This window comes from Ruegeria sp. AK4 (genome assembly GCF_056541025.1).
In genome coordinates, this window is the sequence record NZ_JBQFXS010000028.1 from 1 (window position 1) to 17,483 (window position 17,483).

The window sequence follows — 17,483 nt, forward strand, 5'->3', positions numbered from 1 at the left end:
AGTCGCTGTCTTTCGACATGATCGGCGGCGCGGCGCTGGATGTGTTCGACGGCGAACCGCGGATCAGCCCGGACCTGCTGCAGTGCGACAACCTGGTGTTGCTGCCGCATCTGGGCAGCGCCACGCGTGAGGCGCGCGATGCGATGGGGTTCCGGGTGCTCGACAACCTCTGCGACTTCTTCGCGGGTCGCCCGCCCCGTGACCGCGTCATCTGACCTATCTCTGTTTCAAAGGACCAAACCCCATGAGCTTTCATTCCATCGACCAAGCACCTGCCCGTCTGAACCGCAGCGAACTGGCCGTTCCGGGCAGCCAGCCCGGCATGTTCGAAAAGGCCGCCAAATCGGATGTGGACGTGATCTTCCTCGATCTGGAAGACGCGGTTGCGCCGGACGAAAAGGAACAGGCCCGCAAGAACATCATTCAGGCGCTGAACGAGATCGACTGGGGCGCCAAGACCATGTCGGTCCGGATCAACGGGCTGGACACCCATTACATGTACCGCGATGTGGTCGATGTGGTCGAACAGGCCGGTGACCGGCTGGACCTGGTCATGATCCCCAAGGTCGGCACCGCAGCCGATGTTTATGCGGTCGACATGCTGGTGACGCAGATTGAAGACGCCAAGGGCTACAAGAAACGGATCGGGTTCGAACACATCATCGAAACCGCCCTTGGCATGCAGAATGTCAGCGAGATCGCAGCCGCGTCGAAACGCAACGAAAGCCTGCATTTCGGCGTCGCCGACTATGCCGCTTCGACCCGCGCGCGGACGACCATTATCGGTGGCGTGAACCCGGATTACTCGGTGCTGACCGACGCCGACGCGGACGGAGGCCGCCTGACCCATTGGGGCGATATGTGGCATTACGCGTTGGCCCGCATGGTGGTGGCCGCGCGCGCCAATGGTCTGCGCCCCATCGACGGGCCGTTTGGTGATTTCCAGGACCCCGACGGCTATAGGGCCGCCGCCAAACGCGCCGCCGTTCTGGGCTGCGAGGGCAAATGGGCCATCCACCCCAGCCAGATCGCCCTGGCGAACGAGGTGATGTCGCCTGGCGACGCCGAAGTCACCAAGGCGCAGCGCATTCTCGAGGCGATGGCCGAGGCCGAAGCCGCAGGCAAGGGCGCGGTGTCGCTGGACGGTCGCCTGATCGACTATGCCTCGATCCGTCAGGCCGAGGTCATGGTGGAAAAAGCCCGCCAGATTGCGGCAGCCTGAGCGTTTGGGAAAAGCGGCCATCAATTTGCGGGACCGGGTGACGGGAACATCGCTTTGCCGGGGCGGCGCGCAGGTTCTGTCGGGTGTTGGAAGTCCAGCACCCGGCAGAGGGTCTCACATGCCCCTCAGACAAGCAGGTGCGCGTATTGGGGAAACAGGCTGGCGGCGATCATCATCAGGCCGAATACCGCCCACAGGGCAACGATGACCCAAAACAGAACCGGGTCCTCGGCGCGGTTGATTTGGAAGACCAGAAAGGCCTGTCCGCTCATGACGGTCGGGACGATCCACCAGACGAACAGCAGCCCCCAGACCCAGTACAGACCCAGCGCCGTGGCGACCAGCAGGATGGGCAGGGCGATATAATTCGCTGTTCTGGCGCGGCTCATGGCGTGGTCTCCAGCGTCGACGCCAGCAGCGAGGCCGCCAGTTTCAATTCCGCCCGCCAATCCTCGGGCGCGTCCAGCGGGGACAGGGCGTCCAAGCTGACAAAGATTGCCGAGATGCCCTGCGTCACCGCGCGAACGGTTGTGTCCGCCGCATCGGGGGCCGCGCGTCTGAGGATATCCTCGACCACATCAAGAAAGTCGGTCAGGCTGTCCATCAGCGCCTGCCGCAGGTCCGGGCGATCTGGAACGGTTGTCACCAGCGCCTGATAAGCCAGCATCAGGCGCGGGTCGGTGTCGCTGTTTTCCGCAAACAGCGCGTCCACAAGGTCAGACGGCGCGGCCCCCGCTGGCAAGGCCCGGCGCAGCCCGTCCAGCGATGCAGCGAACCCGGCAACGACATAAGCGGCCAGGGCAGAGATCATCTCATCCTTGTTGCCCAGATAGTGGCGCAGAAGCGGGCGCTTTACCCCGGCCACACCGGCAATCCGCTCTTGTGTCGCGCCCTCAAGTCCGAACCGCGCCACGCAGGTAAGGTAGGCCTCGAGGATCTCGTGCGATCTTTGATCTTTCATCGAGGGTCTTGCCATGTGCATCCCTTTGATCGTGCCCGCCGAGACATAGCAATTCACCCTAATTTGTCAACGTTGACAGTTTATCTTTCGACACCAACAGGGCCGATTTCCGGTTCGGATACTCTGGGGAACCACCCGGCGCGACCCTGTTGGGTTTGTGAATCCGGCTTTCGCGCATAAGCTACGGGCAGTTCATTTTTCAACTGGCATTGGATTACTGGCATGGCACCCCAACACTGGACCGTCGGATCATATCTGGCAAAAAGACTGCAAGAGGCCGGAATTGCAGACTATTTCGTAGTTCCCGGTGACTATAATCTGGTTCTTCTGGACGAATTGCTGAGCAATCCGGACCTGCGCATGATCTCTTGCTGTAACGAGCTCAATGCGGGCTACGCCGCAGACGGATACGCCCGCGCGACCGGAGGGCCCTCGGCAGCAGTGGTCACTTATTCGGTCGGGGGACTGAGCCTGTTGAACGCCGTCGCGGGCGCCTATGCCGAAGACCTGCCGCTGATCGCGATTTCCGGCGGGCCGAACACAAACTCCGAAGCCGAATGGGAATACCTGCATCATACGCTCGGAGAGGTCGACTATGATTACCAGCGCGAAATTTTCGCCCGCGTCACCGCCGAGGCCGTCACCATTCACCACCCCTCGCTGGCACCTGTGGCGATCGACAGGGCGATCGACACGGCAATGCTGCGGCGCAAACCGGTGTACATTGAGATCGCCTCGAACATCGCGGGTGCGCCCACATCCGCCCCCGTGCCGCGCAGTTTCGCCCGGCAACCCAACAGCGACCCGAACACGCTGGCAACTGCGGTGGCGCAAGTGTCCGACTTCCTGAACGCGGCAGAGCGGCCCGTTCTGGTCGCGGGCAGCAAGGTGCGGGCCGGTCAGGCAGAACGCCCGTTGCGCAAGCTTGCAACCGCCTGTGACTATGCGCTTGCCTCGATGCCCAATGCCAAGAGCTTTCTGTCGGAAACGGATGAAAGCTTCATGGGCATCTACTGGGGCCCGGTCAGCACACCGGGCTGCGGCGAGATCGTGGATGCCGCAGATGGTTTGCTGTTCGTCGGCCCGGTGTTCACCGATTACACCACGACGGGTCACCAGCTTGGCTTTGATCCCGGCAAGGCGGTCATGGTTCATCCCACCTCTATTCAGTTGGGCGATACGCATTTCAGCAATGTCCGCATGGATGAGTTTCTCGATGCCCTGACCGACAAGCTGACGCCGAACAAGGCGGCCGTCACGGCGTTCGAACGGGTCCGGACCGAACAAAGCCCGCCGGACCCCGGTGCCCCCAACACACCGGTCACCGTGCGCCAGCTTTTTGCCCGGGTGCAGAAGATGCTGAATCAAGACAGCACGCTGCTGGTCGAGACCGGGGATTCATGGTTCAACGGAATGGAAACCACCCTGCCCGAGGGCACCCGGTTCGAAATCCAGATGCAATACGGATCGATCGGCTGGTCCGTCGGCGCATCGCTTGGATATGCGTTGGGCAACCGCGATCGCCGGTTGATCTCATGCATCGGGGACGGGTCGTTTCAACTGACCGCGCAAGAGATTTCGACGGTGATCCGCTATGACGCAAAGCCGATCATTTTCCTGATCAACAATGGCGGCTACACCATCGAGGTCGAAATCCACGATGGCCCCTACAACACCATAAAGAATTGGAACTACGCCGGTCTGATCGACGTGTTCAGCGCCGGTGAGGGCAACGCCTGGGGATGCCGGGTCACCACCGAGGGCGAGTTGGACGCGGCGATCACCAAGGCCATGGGTCATGACGGTCTGTGCCTGATCGAAGTTCAGATCGACAGGGACGATTGCAACGTAAACCTGCTGCGATGGGGCAATCAGGTCGCGCGGAACAACGGCCGGCCCAACCGCTGCAGGTAAGGTGTAAACCCGGAACACACCGGCGCACCCGTTCGACAGGGCAGGAGGAACCGATATGCTGAATGGCGCGATGCTGGTGTGGTTTCTGCTCACCGGTGCCAGTGTGGGCTTTGTCATCTGGGATTCGATCAGCAACGGCGTGACCAGCTGGGTGCAACGGGCCGCCTGGATCCTGGTCACGCTCTACACCGGCCCAGTCGGCCTGTTCTTCTACCTGCTGGCCTGTCGCCGCCCCTTTCCGGGCGGTCATGACCAATACACGCGCGCGATCTGGAAACAGGGGATCAACAGCGAGATGCACTGCGTGGCCGGGGATGCCACCGGCATCATTTTTGCCGCCATCCTTGTTCATTTTCTGGCCCTGTCGAATGGCTGGGACATCACTGTCGAATACGCCTTTGGCTTCGTGTCCGGCCTGTTCATCTTTCAGGCCCTGATGATGAGGCCAATGTTCGGAAGCTACGGGCAGGCTGTTCGCAAGACGTTCTTTGCGGAAACCGTGTCGATGAACATGGTGATGACCGGAATGATCCCTACGATGGTTCTGCTTGCGGCTGCGTGGCCGGGGTCCGAAGACCCGCTTAGCCCGCAATTCTGGTTCCGCATGAGCCTGGCCACCATTGTCGGCGCGGTTGTCGCCTTTCCGATCAACCGGTGGCTGGTGGCAAACCACCTCAAACACGGCTGCATGACGCTTCCGGGCGCTGATGGTCCTGCACCCAAAATGGGGCATGCACCTTTGGAACACGGTGACATGGGCGGGGAAGGCGGGCATCACATGGCGGGCCACCATCACATGAGCATGAACAGCCTGCCCACCGGGACGGCAACGGTCTGGGTTCTGTCAACCTACGCTATCCTGATTGCAGCGCTTTGGCTGACATCAAGATTTATGCCGATCACGTTCTGAATGACCCGGTCAGGGCGGCAACAGGGCAACCCGCTGGACTTCCGGGGCCGCGCCCGTAGATTTACAGCACCGTTCGAAAGGGGTGCCCGCGTATTGGTCAGGACCGCTTCCATCGTTTTGTCGGCTTGGGTCTGGCTGTGTTGCGCGGCCCTGCCCTCTGCCGCAGACGTGCTGCATCATTGGGTTCAGCTTGGGCCTGACGGCAACATTGTTATCCGCGCAACCTCAACATCGCCCGACTGCCCCTTATTGCAGATCGACGGCCGGCCGGTCGCCATGACCCTGCGTGCGCCACCAGACGATCTGTTTCCGGAAATCGTCTGCGAGCATCGCACGCGGAAATCCCCGCAACAGATCACCCTCGACGGCGCAACGCTGCCAACGCTGAGCACAGACGTTCAGCGTATTGCCGTGATCGGAGACACCGGGTGCCGCATCCGGCGCGGCCGGGTGCAGGCCTGCAATGATCCGGCGGCGTGGCCGCTGAAAACGATCGCGGCGGACATCGCAACCAGATCGCCGGATCTGGTCATTCACGTCGGCGACTACCTCTACCGGGCGGCAGAATGCCCGGATGCGGAGAAATGCGGTGGCTCAGCCTTTGGCGACACGTTTCCGACCTGGTCCGTAGACTGGCTGGACCCGGCAGAACGCCTGTTCCAGAGCGCACCGTTTGTGTTTCTGAGAGGCAATCACGAAAGTTGCCAGCGCAGCAACAAGGGCTGGTTCCGCTATTTCGCATCCGGGCCCGTGCCTTCGGTCTGTCCGGCTGTGACCGACCCCTGGATCGCCTCGGTCAACGGTCTTGACCTGATCTCCTTCGACTCCGCGGCCGGCCCCGCCGCAGAAAGCAACCCCGCCTTGTTGAACGTCTACGCGCAGATGGCGAGGGATATGTTTGCAAAGACCAGCGGCGAAACCTGGCTACTGACCCATCGGCCCCTTTGGGTCAAAATGCGGGCCTTCGGGGAGCTGATCGACGGCGACGACACCCAGCGCGCAGCGTTTGCTCAGGCCATCCCGGACCGGGTGAACCTGATCCTGTCGGGCCATATTCACGCTTTTCAGGCCATCGACTTGCGGGACGGGCCGGTGCAGGGCATCAGCGGCAACGGCGGCACCCAGCTTGATCCGATGCCGACGGGCGTTACCACCGATGTTGAAATTGCCGGACGCCTGGCAAGCGTCGTGGCCAACAATGGCGATTTCGGCTTTCTGATGTTGACCCGGCAAGCCAATGGCGGCTGGTCGATGGAGGCAATTGACGCAACCGGAAATGTGCGAAACCGCTGCCGCCTGACAGGCCGCACGCTGTCCTGCTAATGACCCGGGACCACAACGGCGGGCTGCGAAAAGGGTCTGGACTATGCTCTTGTCAGGCTTTGGGGCTGACCATAGGTACTGTCCCGCAGCATGGCGTTTAACACCGAAAGCAGATGCGATTGCATCACTTCGGCCACAACGGCGGACAGCAGCGACACGCATGTCCCCTGCGGCAACCAACGCTTCGTAGATCGCCTTTTGGATCGGATCGTAGAACACACTCATTGCTAGGCCTCCCGGATCTCATATGTGCCGATTGTGTCAGGGCAGGCTGAAATCGCGATACCCTGCCCTAGCATGGCGTCTTCCAATCCGTAACTCAGGCAATTTCTCGTCACGGCCGCGAACTTTCGGCTCTCAAAATCAATGAATCTGGAGCCTGGATAAACGTCAGCCGTTGGGAAAATTGAAACAGATCTGACCAGTTTACTTCAAAATTAGTTTATTGTTTCAATTGGTAAGACAATTGGGCGGCGCGAGTTCAGTGCCGGTTGGGGCTGGCTGCAACCAGAACCTATCGGCAGATTCCCGCCAGCGATTCCCGAAAAGGTAGCAACTGTGCAACCTATGGTTCACTCTTAATGTACAACCATAAATCGAATTTTGAGCGCATTAGTACAGACTGTTTCCTTCGGGCCCGCATAATTGAGAGGCCTTGGAATGACCACACCTTTGACGCCCGGAGTCTATGTCCGTGAAGCGCCAGGCGGCGCGCGGGCAATCGAGGCGGCCCCAACAGCCGTCACCATATTTGTCGGAGAAACCGAACGCGGGCCCGTTGGGCCAACACCGATCACAAGCGCGATCCAGTATCAGCGCATGTTTGGCGGATATTCGCGTCTGGACGCAACAACCACAACCGCGCGGCTGTTCATGCCCTTCGCGGTTCAGGGCTTTTTCGACAATGGCGGGCCGCGGGCCTACGTGCTCAGGCTGGTCAGCGGCACCAACGCAACCTCGACCCTTGCAGTCACGGATGGCACCGACAGTGCGGCCATCGACGCCAATGCGCCGGGGGTTTGGGGCAACAACGTGCGTATCGCCATCGCGGATTCAACGGATGGAGATGCGGCCCGGTTCAACCTGCATGTCTACTACGAGGCACCGGGCGAAGCGAACCCTACCGAAGTGGAAACGTTCGAGGGCCTGTCCGCCGATCCACTGGACGAGAAATACCTTGTCGATCAGCTGGCGCGTTCCTCTTACATACGCTGGAACGGAACGGATATCTTCAGGCCGGGTAACGAGGGCGATCCAACCGCAACCCCGCCGGGAACACCCCTGGCATCGGGAACCGGCGGTGATGCGGCTGTTGCAGCCACAGCATATGCGGCAGCCCTCGCGGCCCTCGATGGATTGGATGATGCAGCGCTGATTGTCAGCGGGTCCGACCTGATGCTGAACGCAGCAAACGCGGCAGAGCATAATGGCATCCTCAATGCGCTTTTGGCCTATGTCGAGACGCGCCCGCAACGGGATCTGTTCCTTGTGGCGGATGCTCCACGCTCTACTGCCGAAACGGATCCGGTTGGCGCTGCGGTCAGCGAAGCCCGCAACAACATCAACGCGTCCGACCATCTTGGGCTTTACTGGCCGCGTATCGTGGTGGGTGATCCGGTTGGGCTGGGCCGCAATCCGCAGCTTGCAATTCCTGCCGCCGGCCACGTCGCCGGGCTTTATGGCCGGACCGATGGCCGCCGGGGGGTGTGGAAGGCTGCCGCGGGTGTCGAAGCCACAGTTGCCGGTGCCACCGGAATTGACTTCAACATCATTGACCGCGAACAGGACAGGATGAACCCCCACGGGCTGAATGCCCTGCGAACGGTGCCGGGCGCGGGCCGGGTCGTCTGGGGCGCGCGCACGCGCCGGCCCACAACCGAATGGCGATACATCAACGTCCGTCGAACCGCGATGTTCCTGCGCCGCTCGATCTACAACGGCATTCAATGGGCGGTTTTCGAAGGCAATGACGAAACGCTCTGGGCTGCATTGCGGGAATCCATCGGTGCATTCATGGACGCCCAGTTCCGCAATGGCGCCTTTGCCGGAGAAACCGCGCGCGAGGCGTATTTTGTCAAATGCGACAGTGACACCACAACGCCTGACGATCAGGCCGCCGGGATCGTGAATGTGCAGGTTGGCTTTGCCCCGCTGCGCCCGGCCGAGTTCGTGATTGTCACGTTGTCCCAGAAAACCGCAACATCCTAAAGGAGCGCTCCAATGCCCATGTTTAACGTGAATGCGCACCGGATCGATCCTTACAAGAATTTCCGGTTTCAGGTGGTCTGGGATGGCCAGGTTGTCGCTGCCTTGTCCAAGATGTCGGCTGTCAAACGGATGACCGAAGCTATTGAATGGCGCGCCGCCGGCGACAGCGGAATTGTGCGAAAAATGCCCGGTCGCACCAAGATAGAGCCCGTTACGCTGGAACGCGGCCTGACCCATGACAGGCAGTTTCTGGACTGGGCCAATCAGGTGCATAACCCCGACGGGGCCGCGGCGAATTCCCTGCTGCAATACCGCAAAACCGTGCGAATCGTCGTGCATAACATGCAGGCGACGCCGGTGATGGCGATTAACCTGCGCCGGGCCTGGGTCAGCGAATTTCAGGCTTTGCCAGAATTCGACGCAAATGCCAACGCGGTCGCCATCGAAACGCTTAAACTAGAGTGCGAGGCATTTGAAGTCGATAATTCCGTGACTGAACCGACGGAAACCTGAACCGGGTTCTACGCCTTTCGGGTGGGACTACGAGATGAACCAGATCACCGGTCGACAGGAAATGCGCTTTCTTGCGCAGGCAGATGGCGACGCTGCAAAGCTGGCGGAGCTGGCCATCGGGCTTGGCGTGCTGGACGCCGGGGCTGATCCGACGATAGCGGAATGGGAAAGCTGCCTGCTTGACGTGCATCGTGCGGCCTCGGGCTTGCGCGTGCATGCCGAACTGACCTGCCCGGGCTGTGGCGAGGGGGTGGCTTTGATTTTCGGGGTAGATGATCTGCCACGGGACACCGATCAGAAGCCGCCTGAATTCGAGGGCAAAACCACCCGTCCGTTGCGGCTGTCACATCTGAAAGCGGCGGAAGCCCTGACGGATGCGCCCGGGCGCCTGCGCCTTCTGCTCGCCGAGGCAACAGGCCGGACCGAGAAATGGGCGGCAGACATTCTGGCGTCGGACAAGGCGTCCGAGGCGGTCTCGACACTGGAAAAGGCGCTGACCGGGCTGGATGTACAACTGGCGACATCCTGCACCGAATGCGGCGCGGAAATTGTGCAGCCTTTTGATATTCAGAGGTTTGTTTCCGAGGCGCGCATGGCAGACGCGCGCAAGCTGCTGGACGAGGTCCATATGATCGCCCGGGCTTACCATTGGTCGGAAGCGGATATTCTGGACCTGCCCCGCCAACGCCGACTGTCTTATCTGGACCGGATTGAGCGCGACATTTTGCAGATTGAGGTTCAAGATGTCCGGCGTTGATCCGACAATGGCCGAGCTGGGCCCGCGTCTTGCGCGCATCTTGTCTCCGGTTATTCCCGGACAGCGCGAGGCCCTTCCGCAAACAGTGCGACCAGCGAGCCAGAGATTATCTTCTGAAAAAGAAGAAATGGCCGTAACGGCTGAAGCATCAGCGCCAGCCGATAGTTCGGCAGTTTCCGAAGCGCCCGCCTTGGACAAGTCAGTTCAGCCTGCCATCGAAAGACATGTCCTTACCCCTCCGCCGCCTGCACCACCCGCCGTCGACGACAAAGTTCAGTCGCGACCTCCACAAGTTTCTTCAGAAGAACTACACCCCCGTTCCGCCGCGCCCGATCCCCTGCCTTCCGGGGACGAAGCTGCGCCGGTCCAGCCGCCATCACTCACGCGTTCAAAAGAAGAGCAACGCCAGAACCAGCCTATCGACCGGATGGTGCGTTTTGCCACGCCCGACCGGGTCGAGCGGATTGTGATGCCTGATCCGGCTGAGATGCCTGACCGAAAACCGGTGTCAACACATGCTGACGCGGCAGAGCGACCGGCTTCTGTGCAAGCCACTGAAGTACCCCGCTCTCGGGTGGATGGTCGCGCCGGGCCCGCGCCACACCCGCAGCAACACGGCTCCACCGACCCCGAGAAACGCCGACCCACCGCAGAAGGCAAAACTCCTGCAGAGCCCTCCGATGCGATCCGCCCCGTGGCGCAGGATTTGGGCGATGATCAGTTGCCCACGCCAATTTCAGCACCCGAGCCCGCGCTCGCCAACGAAAGCCAACCCTCCGCTCCTGTACCGGACCCGGCCCCACCCGTCCCGGTTGTTGAAGCCAAACCGGCTGCCACGGCACCCGTTGCGGCCCCGGCCAGCCCCCGGCCCGGACCCGAGGCCGAAACCGCACCGCGACCGACGCAACAACCGACACCGCCTGCGGTGCGAATTGAAGTCGGGTCCGTGAATATCTCGATTCAGTCTCCGAAATCGGCCCCTGCCCGGCTTAAAACTGCCCGGCGGGCACCGATGGCCCACGCCATCCCCCTGCCGGGCTTTGGAGAGGGTTAGGTGATGGCGGTTTTTGCCAATCTTCACGATGTCGGTCAGGCCTTGGCCGGATACCTGCGGCGCAACCTGTCCCCGGCCCTGACGGATGTCATCGCAGCGCCGCCTCTGGAAACAGCGACAAGTTCGGCCGAGGCGATGCGGGTGTCGTTGATGTGGGTGACGCCTCAGCCAACACATCGCAACGATCCCTGGATAGTGGGCACCGACGGGACGGAAGAGCCTCCTCCGGTTTCACTCAGCGGGTTTTATCTGGTCACGGCTTATGGCGCGACCGACGCGGGCGAACCGGCTCAGGCCATCAACCGTCTGGGTCAGGCGATCCAGATTTTTGAAACCGGCCCGGTGCTGCAATTGCCATTGGCGGACGATCCGGCAACGCCGGAAAATGATCCGTCCGGCGGTGAGGGCGACCTGACGGTTGTCTTCGTGCCCACGGCGGCGGATTTGATGGAGAAAATCTACACGCCTCTGCAAATGCGCCATCGCCCCTGGGCATTGTTCGAGGTCGGGCCGATCCAGCTTGTACGCCTGAGCGCACCGCGACCGGCACCCGATGTGGTGCAACCGGGCGGGGTGCGTCTGGGTGATGTGCGCCCGATCGCACCCGCCCGCATTCTGCGCGCCATACCGCGCCGCGTCCGGGCAGGAGGCCGCATCATGCTGGAAACCGCCGAGGCCGGGAATGCGCAAAGCCTGCGCATCGGGGCTGCCGAGTTTACCTTCGCCAACACCCCCGCCGGGCCAACGGAGATTGCACGCCCAGACGCTGTCGGACGGGTTTGGGCCACCTACCCGGCTGCAGATCCTGCTAGTGACTTTGATGCCGTCATCCGGGGCGATCAGACCGGGTCGGACCCGGAGCCTGTCACGGTAGAGCCCGCGACAACCCCGGGGTTGGACGCGCCTTTGGTGCCGCATGTTTTGGGCGGCAACCTGACCCTGAGCGGCGGCAATCTGGGCGATACATCACGTGTTTTCCTGTGGCCCGACGCGGGAATTCGCGTCCCGGATGAAGTCATTGATCTGCCGCCCGACAGTCTGGCCGCCGGGTCGATCACGCTGAATGCCGCCTCGCTGACCGGGGCGGGACTGCGCGCGGTGCCCCATCGCGTCAGCCTGCGCATGGCCACGGGACTCTTTACGCCGTTCATCCTGCTGGAGGTCACAACATGACCTTGTTCGAGCAACAGACAGACTGGATGCGCCGCGCCGTCATCTACGCTGCGGAATGCCTTGTGCGTCTGCCCGACAACGCGCCTGTCGATCCGCGCATACCGTTCTCGGACCATGTTTTCGGGTGGGACCTGCTGGCCAAAGCCGCGCCCAGGGCTGAATTGCAAGACTGGTTGCTGGCCGCCCTTGCCGCGTCCGAGCGGCACCCGGATGCCGCTGCGGGGTTTTCCATTCTCGCCGAAGATGCGCGGCTTATGCTGCCGACTCCGGCCAGTTTTGCCCGTATCGCCTGTGCCGGGCTGGGCGCGGATTACGACACAGCCCTGACGCTTGCTTTGTCCGGCAGCCCGCTGCACGCCACAGGGATGATCGCCCGGGTCGAGCCTGCCGGCAGTGCCCTGCCCCTTGCGCAGCACGGGTTGCGCCTTACACCGGAACATTCAGGAATTCTGTTCGGGGTCAAGGCGGCACAACATGCGCAAGACGTCGAAACCAAGCCTGAAATCGTCCTGTTTCCCCGCGCGGCCCGCACCGCGTCGGACCTGTTGCAGGCGCAAAGCGCTGTCTGGATCAGGGCGCGCGCACGCCGGATCGCGCGGCAATTCGCCCTTGATCTGGCAGGTGTTCAAGGCCGCAATGTGCAGTTTTTCCGGTGGGGCGAGAACCAAACTGCACCGGTCAGCGCGGATGGCGCGCTGACGGTCATCGATCTTTTTGATACGGTTCAGGTTCCCAGCCTGCCGCCCGACGGATTTGCGGTGATCGCGCCGTTCCGGTTCGAACATCCCGGCTTTGCAGCCGTCGATGCCCCCGAACCCGGGTCACGCGATCTGCAAGCGCTCTGGTCAACCGTCCCGCTACCCGAGCAGGACCGGGCGCACCTGGCCCGCCGGTTTCACCTGACATTGCCGGAAATCCGCGCAGCACAAAAAGAGGCCGAGGTGATCATGTCGATCCGCCATCCGGCAAATGGCGTTCCAACCCCGGCGCCCGACGCGGATGCGCTGGCCGAGGCCGTTCTGAATGACGGCGCGCGCCGTATGGGGCCATCGGTGACCCGCATTCAAAGCGATGTGACACTGGATGACCTTGTCGTGCGCCCCGAAAACCGGCGCCAGTTGGATGATGCGGTCAACTGGCATCGGCATGGCGCACGTGTCTGGGCGGATATGGGCCTTACACGGGATTCCGCCGATGCGCGGGGGTTGTCGCTGCTGTTTTCCGGCCCGCCGGGCGGGGGTAAAACCTTTGCCGCGCGGTGTCTGGCCAACGCGCTAAAGCTTAACCTCTATCGCATCGATCTGAGCCAGGTGGTGTCAAAATACATTGGTGAGACGGAAAAGGCTCTGGCCCGTGTCTTCGATGAGGCCGAAGCCGGGCACGGCGTGCTGTTTTTCGACGAGGCTGACGCGATTTTCGGCAAACGCTCGGAAGTTAAAGACGCCCATGACCGTTACGCCAATATCGAGGTCGGGTTCCTGTTGCAGCGGATGGAAAGCTTTGACGGGGTCATGATCCTGGCGACCAACCTGCGATCCAACCTCGATCCAGCCTTCCTGCGCCGCATTCGCTTTGTCGTGGAGTTCCCGATGCCGTCGCGGTCCGAGCGGCAGATCCTCTGGGACCGCAACCTGCCTTCAGCCGCCTGGCGGGACGAGGCACTGGATATCGAAGAACTGGCCCAGCGGTTCCGTCTGTCCGGCGGCAACATACGGAACGCGGCTGTTGCGGCAGCGCATCTGGCAGCCGCCGACAATGCGCGGCTCGGGCCCGATCATCTGGCCCGCGCTCTGATCCGCGAACTGGAAAAATCCGGTCTGCCACGCGGCCGGAAAGACCTTGGCCCATTCGCCGAATTTGTGGAGGGAATGCAATGACCCGCCCGCTGATGCTCGATATCGGTTCTGTCCGCATTGACGCCGAAGGCCGGCCCGAAGATGCCGCGCGGATCGAGGAAACCCTGCGCGCCGCCCTGAACGTGCTGGGCGACAAGCTGGCCGCGTCGCCATATGCGCGCGACCCGCGTGCACTGGGTTTCGCCATCGAACAGATGATAATCGGCGATCTTAGTCCCGATGACTGGCTTGGCGAACGCGGTGCCCATCGCGTGGCCGAGGCGATGTTTGCTCAGATCGACGCCGCAGGGAGGACGGACTGATGGCTGATGACACGATTTCCTTCCAGCAGGGCGCTTTGGCAGTGTTCGATCAGGACACGGGCAGCGAGGCCAACCAGATCTCGCGCTTTATCCCGTTCCGTTTCAACCCCGAGGACCTCAGCCGCCAGCTTTCGATTGAACAGGCCGAGGGGCAAGGCGCGCAGGCAGGCGGCGGCGGTTCCGATGGCAACTCTGCCGATCAGGGGGCGGATGCGGACAGCGGCAGCCTGAAAGAAGCGTTTTCGATCACGCTGCGCTTTGACCTCGCCTTTCGCGAGGAACGGTCGAAAAACATGCCGGTCGAGTACGGCATTCTGCCCGAGATATCTGCGCTGGAAGACCTGATGCACCCCACCGAAAGCGAGACGGACCAGCCCTCGGACGGGAGCGAACCAACCCGCGCGCGCGGGCGGCGGCCCATGGTGCTGTTTGTCTGGGGCGAACGCCGCGTTGTGCCGGTCAAGATCACGGGCATGGCGATCAATGAACAGTTCTTCAACGGCCAGCTTTATCCGACACGGGCCGAAGTCGAAGTCTCGTTTGAAACGCTGGGCGAGGGCGATGCGCGCGACAATACCCGCGTGGCCTCATCCCTGAAATTCACCGCCGACAACCGCCGCAAGATGGCGCGCGTCTATCTTGATACCACCGCCTCGCAAGGGGCCAATATCAGCCTGCCGGGTTAGGGGCCGCAAATGTCCATTGATCGCAAAAGCCGATACGAAAAATCCCCCCGCGTCGCATGGAAGCGCGCAGACGGCTCGGATGTGGAGCTTGTCGGGCTCACCCATCGCCACGACAGGCCATCGGTTTTTTCCACCACGGTTACCGACAGCGACCGGCTGGATACGCTGGCCGCCCGCTACTATCGCGACCCCCTCAAGCATTGGAAGATCGCTGACGCATCGGACCAGATTGATCCGTTCGACGCGCTGGAGCCGGGCCGCAAGATCAACATCCCGCCGGACAAGTAGAGAGAACACATGGCCACTGGACGCATAGCTCTGTACCGCGACGGCACCGCCATTGGCGGCAATATGCTGTCCCGTCTCACGGAACTGGAACTTCGTCAGGGCGACGATGCGGTTGGCATGCTACGGTTGCGATTTGCACTGGCTCAGGGGGCTGATGGCACCTATCCGCTGCTGGATGCAGACGGGATGGAACCGGGCACCGAGCTGTCCTTGTCGCTGGCAGCCCCGGGGGGCAGCGATGCCCGCGTGTTTACGGGATATCTGGCCTATATACGCCCGCATTTCGAGCCGATTGAGGCCAATTCCTATGTGGATATCGTGGCGCACGATCCCGCGATCCTGATGGACGCCGAAGAGCGCGCAGCAAGTTATCCCGACGCCACAGATGCTGATGTGGCCAGGGAAATCGCCGCCCGCTACGGCATCGAGGTCGAAGCAGCGGATACCGACGCACAGTCAGCCGAAGACGATCAGCTTCTTGTCCAGCGCAGTACGGATTGGCGCTTTTTGATGACATTGGCCGAGCGCAACGGCCATTCGGTCTTCTTCAAGGCCGATCCCTCGGACGGCACTCCGATCTGTGTTTTCAGCCCGCCCGATCTGGAAGCCCCGCCGCAGGCCGATCTGACGATCCTGCGCGAAGGGGCCAACCTGACATGGATCGACTTCCAGATTTCTCACAATCACCCGGCCAAACGCATAGGGGCAGCCATCGATACGCTCAACAAACGGCTCGTCAGGGTCGATTCCGAGGCTGACGTGGCCGTTCTGGGCGAAGACCTCTTTACCCGGTCCAGCGCGGGCGGGCTGGGGCGCGTCGCCTCAGTCTCGGCGCAGCGCTTTCTGCGGGGCGCAGCCCCGCGCGACACGGCGCTCAACGCACATGGGCGCGGGCAGATGTCACGTGACAGCCACGCAATCGAAGCACGCGGTGCGCTTGACCCCGGCCTGTACCGGAACCTGCTGAAACCGCACCAGCCGGTGCTGATCAAAGGCGTGGGGGACCGCCTGTCAGGTATCTACTACGTCCAGTCGGTACGCACGCTGATGGTCGCAGGCGAACTCACGCAGTCCTTTGTTGCCATCACCAATGCGCTGGGGCGCTCCGGTTCCGAGGCCTTCGGGCAATCCGCTGAAGAGGAGCCTGCGGCATGACGCTCGATGAACTCGCACGCGCCTTCCACGCCCTTGTCGAAAGCCGGTTTTATGGGAAGTACCCCGGCGTCGTCACCGATGTGGAAGACCCCAGCGGCGTTGGCCGTATTCGCGCACAGGTGCCCGAAGTTCTGGGCGAAGACACGATTTCCGGCTGGGCCACGCCTTCGGCCCCGGTTGGCGGCGGGCACAATCGCGGATTTTTCGCGCTGCCGGATGTGGGCGACACAGTGTGGATCGAGTTCGAGGCAGGTGACATCACCCGCCCGATCTGGTCAGGCACTTTCTGGGGTGCACCGTCATCCACGGGCGGACAGGACGATCTTGGCAGTTCCACGGGGTCGGAAGCTCCCGAAGGGGCCGACACCGCGGCCGGACCCGGCCAGAACGTCTGGCGCACCTCGTCGGGCCATGTGATCTCGATGGATGATGAGGGCGGCATTGTCGTGGTGGCCGAGGCCGCAGGCGCTGAAATCCGCATCACATCCTCGGGCGAAGTCACCATCAAGGCGGACAAAATCAAACTGGGCGACAGCGCGGGCCAGAAACTCGTGCTGGGCGACAAGTTTATGCAGCTTTTTAATTCGCACACCCATCCCACCGGGGTCGGGCCCTCGGGCCCTCCGGCGCAACCCATGACCGCGAGCCATCTGAGCCGCGTGTCCAAGACAGAGTGACCGAAGATGCCGCTTGATCCCAATGCACTTGCTGACGCGCTGGCCGCAAGCTGGTTGCCGGGGGATGACGGCCCCTATCCGGACAGCGTATCCCAAAGCGCCGACGCCTTTTCGCAGGTTGTCGCGAACTGGTTTCAATCCGCGTCGGTTCTGGGCGTTCCCAATGTAACGGCACAAGTGGCCAGACCGATCCTGATGAACATCGCAACCCCGGCATTGTCGGCACAAAGCCCCGCGGCCTCGGGTGCGCTTTTGGCCAATGGGGTCGCGCTTTACATGACCGGACAGGTCTTTGGCCCGATGGTGTCCTCTGGCCCGGTTGCAACGCCTCTGGGCCAGTCTGTTTTTACAACTGTTTTCAGTGTGTTGGAGCTTGATCGCGACACTCGGGCGCAAATGATGGGGCTGGCGATCTTCATAATGGCCATCTCGACCATGGCTGTGGGGCCAGCACTGGCAGGGCCGATCTTATGAGGAAAGCGCC

General features: G+C 62.0%; 19 protein-coding genes. 17 read left to right on the forward strand and 2 right to left on the reverse strand.

Annotated elements, in window-relative coordinates; all coding sequences use genetic code 11:
* Together ACR0EZ_RS23760 and ACR0EZ_RS23765 are read left to right on the forward strand one after the other, a co-directional pair.
* Positions 1–215, forward strand: a 215-nt coding sequence (locus tag ACR0EZ_RS23760) for an NAD(P)-dependent oxidoreductase (RefSeq protein WP_480617260.1), incomplete at its 5' end; no start/stop codon positions are given.
* Between the two features lie 29 nt (positions 216–244).
* Entirely contained in the window at positions 245–1,222 is a 978-nt protein-coding gene (locus tag ACR0EZ_RS23765) for an HpcH/HpaI aldolase/citrate lyase family protein (protein WP_480617261.1), read from the forward strand.
* A 125-nt stretch (positions 1,223–1,347) separates the two neighbouring features.
* Here ACR0EZ_RS23765 and ACR0EZ_RS23770 read toward each other — a convergent pair whose 3' ends face one another.
* Both ACR0EZ_RS23770 and ACR0EZ_RS23775 read right to left on the reverse strand, forming a co-directional pair.
* A complete protein-coding gene (locus ACR0EZ_RS23770; protein ID WP_480617262.1) occupies positions 1,348–1,611 on the reverse strand; it encodes a hypothetical protein in 264 nt (87 codons plus the stop codon).
* Positions 1,608–2,183, reverse strand: coding sequence for a TetR/AcrR family transcriptional regulator (locus ACR0EZ_RS23775; RefSeq protein ID WP_480617263.1), 576 nt, complete (start codon positions 2,181–2,183; stop codon positions 1,608–1,610). The genes ACR0EZ_RS23770 and ACR0EZ_RS23775 overlap by 4 nt, the downstream gene beginning before the upstream one ends.
* A 222-nt stretch (positions 2,184–2,405) precedes the next feature.
* Here ACR0EZ_RS23775 and ACR0EZ_RS23780 point away from each other — a divergent pair, with 222 nt between their 5' ends.
* The 15 genes from ACR0EZ_RS23780 (at position 2,406) to ACR0EZ_RS23850 (ending at position 17,473) form a co-directional block, all read left to right on the forward strand.
* Entirely contained in the window at positions 2,406–4,097 is a 1,692-nt protein-coding gene (locus ACR0EZ_RS23780) for a thiamine pyrophosphate-binding protein (RefSeq protein ID WP_480617264.1), read from the forward strand.
* 55 nt (positions 4,098–4,152) lie between these two features.
* Positions 4,153–5,007: a DUF4396 domain-containing protein gene (locus ACR0EZ_RS23785; protein WP_480617265.1), complete on the forward strand. Its 855-nt coding sequence runs from the start codon at positions 4,153–4,155 to the stop codon at positions 5,005–5,007.
* The gene (locus ACR0EZ_RS23790) at positions 5,008–6,330 is read left to right on the forward strand and encodes a metallophosphoesterase family protein (RefSeq protein WP_480617266.1); all 1,323 of its coding nucleotides are present in this window, start codon (positions 5,008–5,010) and stop codon (positions 6,328–6,330) included. It abuts the gene before it with no gap.
* Positions 6,331–6,990: 660 nt separating this feature from the next.
* Positions 6,991–8,538, forward strand: coding sequence for a phage tail sheath family protein (locus tag ACR0EZ_RS23795; protein ID WP_480617267.1), 1,548 nt, complete (start codon positions 6,991–6,993; stop codon positions 8,536–8,538).
* Between the two features lie 12 nt (positions 8,539–8,550).
* Complete coding sequence (locus ACR0EZ_RS23800; protein ID WP_480617269.1) at positions 8,551–9,051, forward strand: phage tail protein; 501 nt, start codon at positions 8,551–8,553, stop codon at positions 9,049–9,051.
* Between the two features lie 34 nt (positions 9,052–9,085).
* Complete coding sequence (locus tag ACR0EZ_RS23805) at positions 9,086–9,808, forward strand: hypothetical protein (RefSeq protein ID WP_480617271.1); 723 nt, start codon at positions 9,086–9,088, stop codon at positions 9,806–9,808.
* 544 nt (positions 9,809–10,352) lie between these two features.
* Positions 10,353–10,862, forward strand: coding sequence for a hypothetical protein (locus ACR0EZ_RS23810; protein WP_480617272.1), 510 nt, complete (start codon positions 10,353–10,355; stop codon positions 10,860–10,862).
* 3 nt (positions 10,863–10,865) lie between these two features.
* Entirely contained in the window at positions 10,866–12,035 is a 1,170-nt protein-coding gene (locus tag ACR0EZ_RS23815; protein WP_480617273.1) for a Pvc16 family protein, read from the forward strand.
* Complete coding sequence (locus tag ACR0EZ_RS23820) at positions 12,032–13,912, forward strand: ATP-binding protein (RefSeq protein ID WP_480617274.1); 1,881 nt, start codon at positions 12,032–12,034, stop codon at positions 13,910–13,912. Before ACR0EZ_RS23815 ends, ACR0EZ_RS23820 begins: the two co-directional genes overlap by 4 nt.
* Positions 13,909–14,193, forward strand: coding sequence for a hypothetical protein (locus ACR0EZ_RS23825; protein ID WP_480617275.1), 285 nt, complete (start codon positions 13,909–13,911; stop codon positions 14,191–14,193). Before ACR0EZ_RS23820 ends, ACR0EZ_RS23825 begins: the two co-directional genes overlap by 4 nt.
* The gene (locus ACR0EZ_RS23830; RefSeq protein WP_480617277.1) at positions 14,193–14,879 is read left to right on the forward strand and encodes a hypothetical protein; all 687 of its coding nucleotides are present in this window, start codon (positions 14,193–14,195) and stop codon (positions 14,877–14,879) included. The genes ACR0EZ_RS23825 and ACR0EZ_RS23830 overlap by 1 nt, the downstream gene beginning before the upstream one ends.
* Before the next feature lie 9 nt (positions 14,880–14,888).
* Positions 14,889–15,167, forward strand: a complete 279-nt coding sequence (locus tag ACR0EZ_RS23835; RefSeq protein ID WP_480617278.1) for a hypothetical protein — start codon at positions 14,889–14,891, stop codon at positions 15,165–15,167.
* 9 nt (positions 15,168–15,176) lie between these two features.
* A complete protein-coding gene (locus tag ACR0EZ_RS23840; RefSeq protein WP_480617279.1) occupies positions 15,177–16,322 on the forward strand; it encodes a phage late control D family protein in 1,146 nt (381 codons plus the stop codon).
* Positions 16,319–16,999 (forward strand): phage baseplate assembly protein V, encoded by a 681-nt coding sequence (locus tag ACR0EZ_RS23845; protein WP_480617281.1) that lies wholly within the window; start codon positions 16,319–16,321, stop codon positions 16,997–16,999. The genes ACR0EZ_RS23840 and ACR0EZ_RS23845 overlap by 4 nt, the downstream gene beginning before the upstream one ends.
* 6 nt (positions 17,000–17,005) lie before the next feature.
* On the forward strand, positions 17,006–17,473 hold the full coding sequence (locus ACR0EZ_RS23850) for a hypothetical protein (protein WP_480617282.1): 468 nt from the start codon (positions 17,006–17,008) through the stop codon (positions 17,471–17,473).
* Positions 17,474–17,483: the final 10 nt, after the last annotated feature.

Bases quoted from the DNA above. Each gene is read 5' to 3' on its own strand.
- ACR0EZ_RS23765 (WP_480617261.1), top strand. From the start codon at position 245: ATGAGCTTTCATTCCATCGACCAAGCACCTGCCCGTCTGAACCGCAGC.
- ACR0EZ_RS23770 (WP_480617262.1), bottom strand. From the start codon at position 1,611: ATGAGCCGCGCCAGAACAGCGAATTATATCGCCCTGCCCATCCTGCTG.
- ACR0EZ_RS23775 (WP_480617263.1), bottom strand. From the start codon at position 2,183: ATGAAAGATCAAAGATCGCACGAGATCCTCGAGGCCTACCTTACCTGC.
- ACR0EZ_RS23780 (WP_480617264.1), top strand. From the start codon at position 2,406: ATGGCACCCCAACACTGGACCGTCGGATCATATCTGGCAAAAAGACTG.
- ACR0EZ_RS23785 (WP_480617265.1), top strand. From the start codon at position 4,153: ATGCTGAATGGCGCGATGCTGGTGTGGTTTCTGCTCACCGGTGCCAGT.
- ACR0EZ_RS23790 (WP_480617266.1), top strand. From the start codon at position 5,008: ATGACCCGGTCAGGGCGGCAACAGGGCAACCCGCTGGACTTCCGGGGC.
- ACR0EZ_RS23795 (WP_480617267.1), top strand. From the start codon at position 6,991: ATGACCACACCTTTGACGCCCGGAGTCTATGTCCGTGAAGCGCCAGGC.
- ACR0EZ_RS23800 (WP_480617269.1), top strand. From the start codon at position 8,551: ATGCCCATGTTTAACGTGAATGCGCACCGGATCGATCCTTACAAGAAT.
- ACR0EZ_RS23805 (WP_480617271.1), top strand. From the start codon at position 9,086: ATGAACCAGATCACCGGTCGACAGGAAATGCGCTTTCTTGCGCAGGCA.
- ACR0EZ_RS23815 (WP_480617273.1), top strand. From the start codon at position 10,866: ATGGCGGTTTTTGCCAATCTTCACGATGTCGGTCAGGCCTTGGCCGGA.
- ACR0EZ_RS23820 (WP_480617274.1), top strand. From the start codon at position 12,032: ATGACCTTGTTCGAGCAACAGACAGACTGGATGCGCCGCGCCGTCATC.
- ACR0EZ_RS23825 (WP_480617275.1), top strand. From the start codon at position 13,909: ATGACCCGCCCGCTGATGCTCGATATCGGTTCTGTCCGCATTGACGCC.
- ACR0EZ_RS23830 (WP_480617277.1), top strand. From the start codon at position 14,193: ATGGCTGATGACACGATTTCCTTCCAGCAGGGCGCTTTGGCAGTGTTC.
- ACR0EZ_RS23835 (WP_480617278.1), top strand. From the start codon at position 14,889: ATGTCCATTGATCGCAAAAGCCGATACGAAAAATCCCCCCGCGTCGCA.
- ACR0EZ_RS23840 (WP_480617279.1), top strand. From the start codon at position 15,177: ATGGCCACTGGACGCATAGCTCTGTACCGCGACGGCACCGCCATTGGC.
- ACR0EZ_RS23845 (WP_480617281.1), top strand. From the start codon at position 16,319: ATGACGCTCGATGAACTCGCACGCGCCTTCCACGCCCTTGTCGAAAGC.
- ACR0EZ_RS23850 (WP_480617282.1), top strand. From the start codon at position 17,006: ATGCCGCTTGATCCCAATGCACTTGCTGACGCGCTGGCCGCAAGCTGG.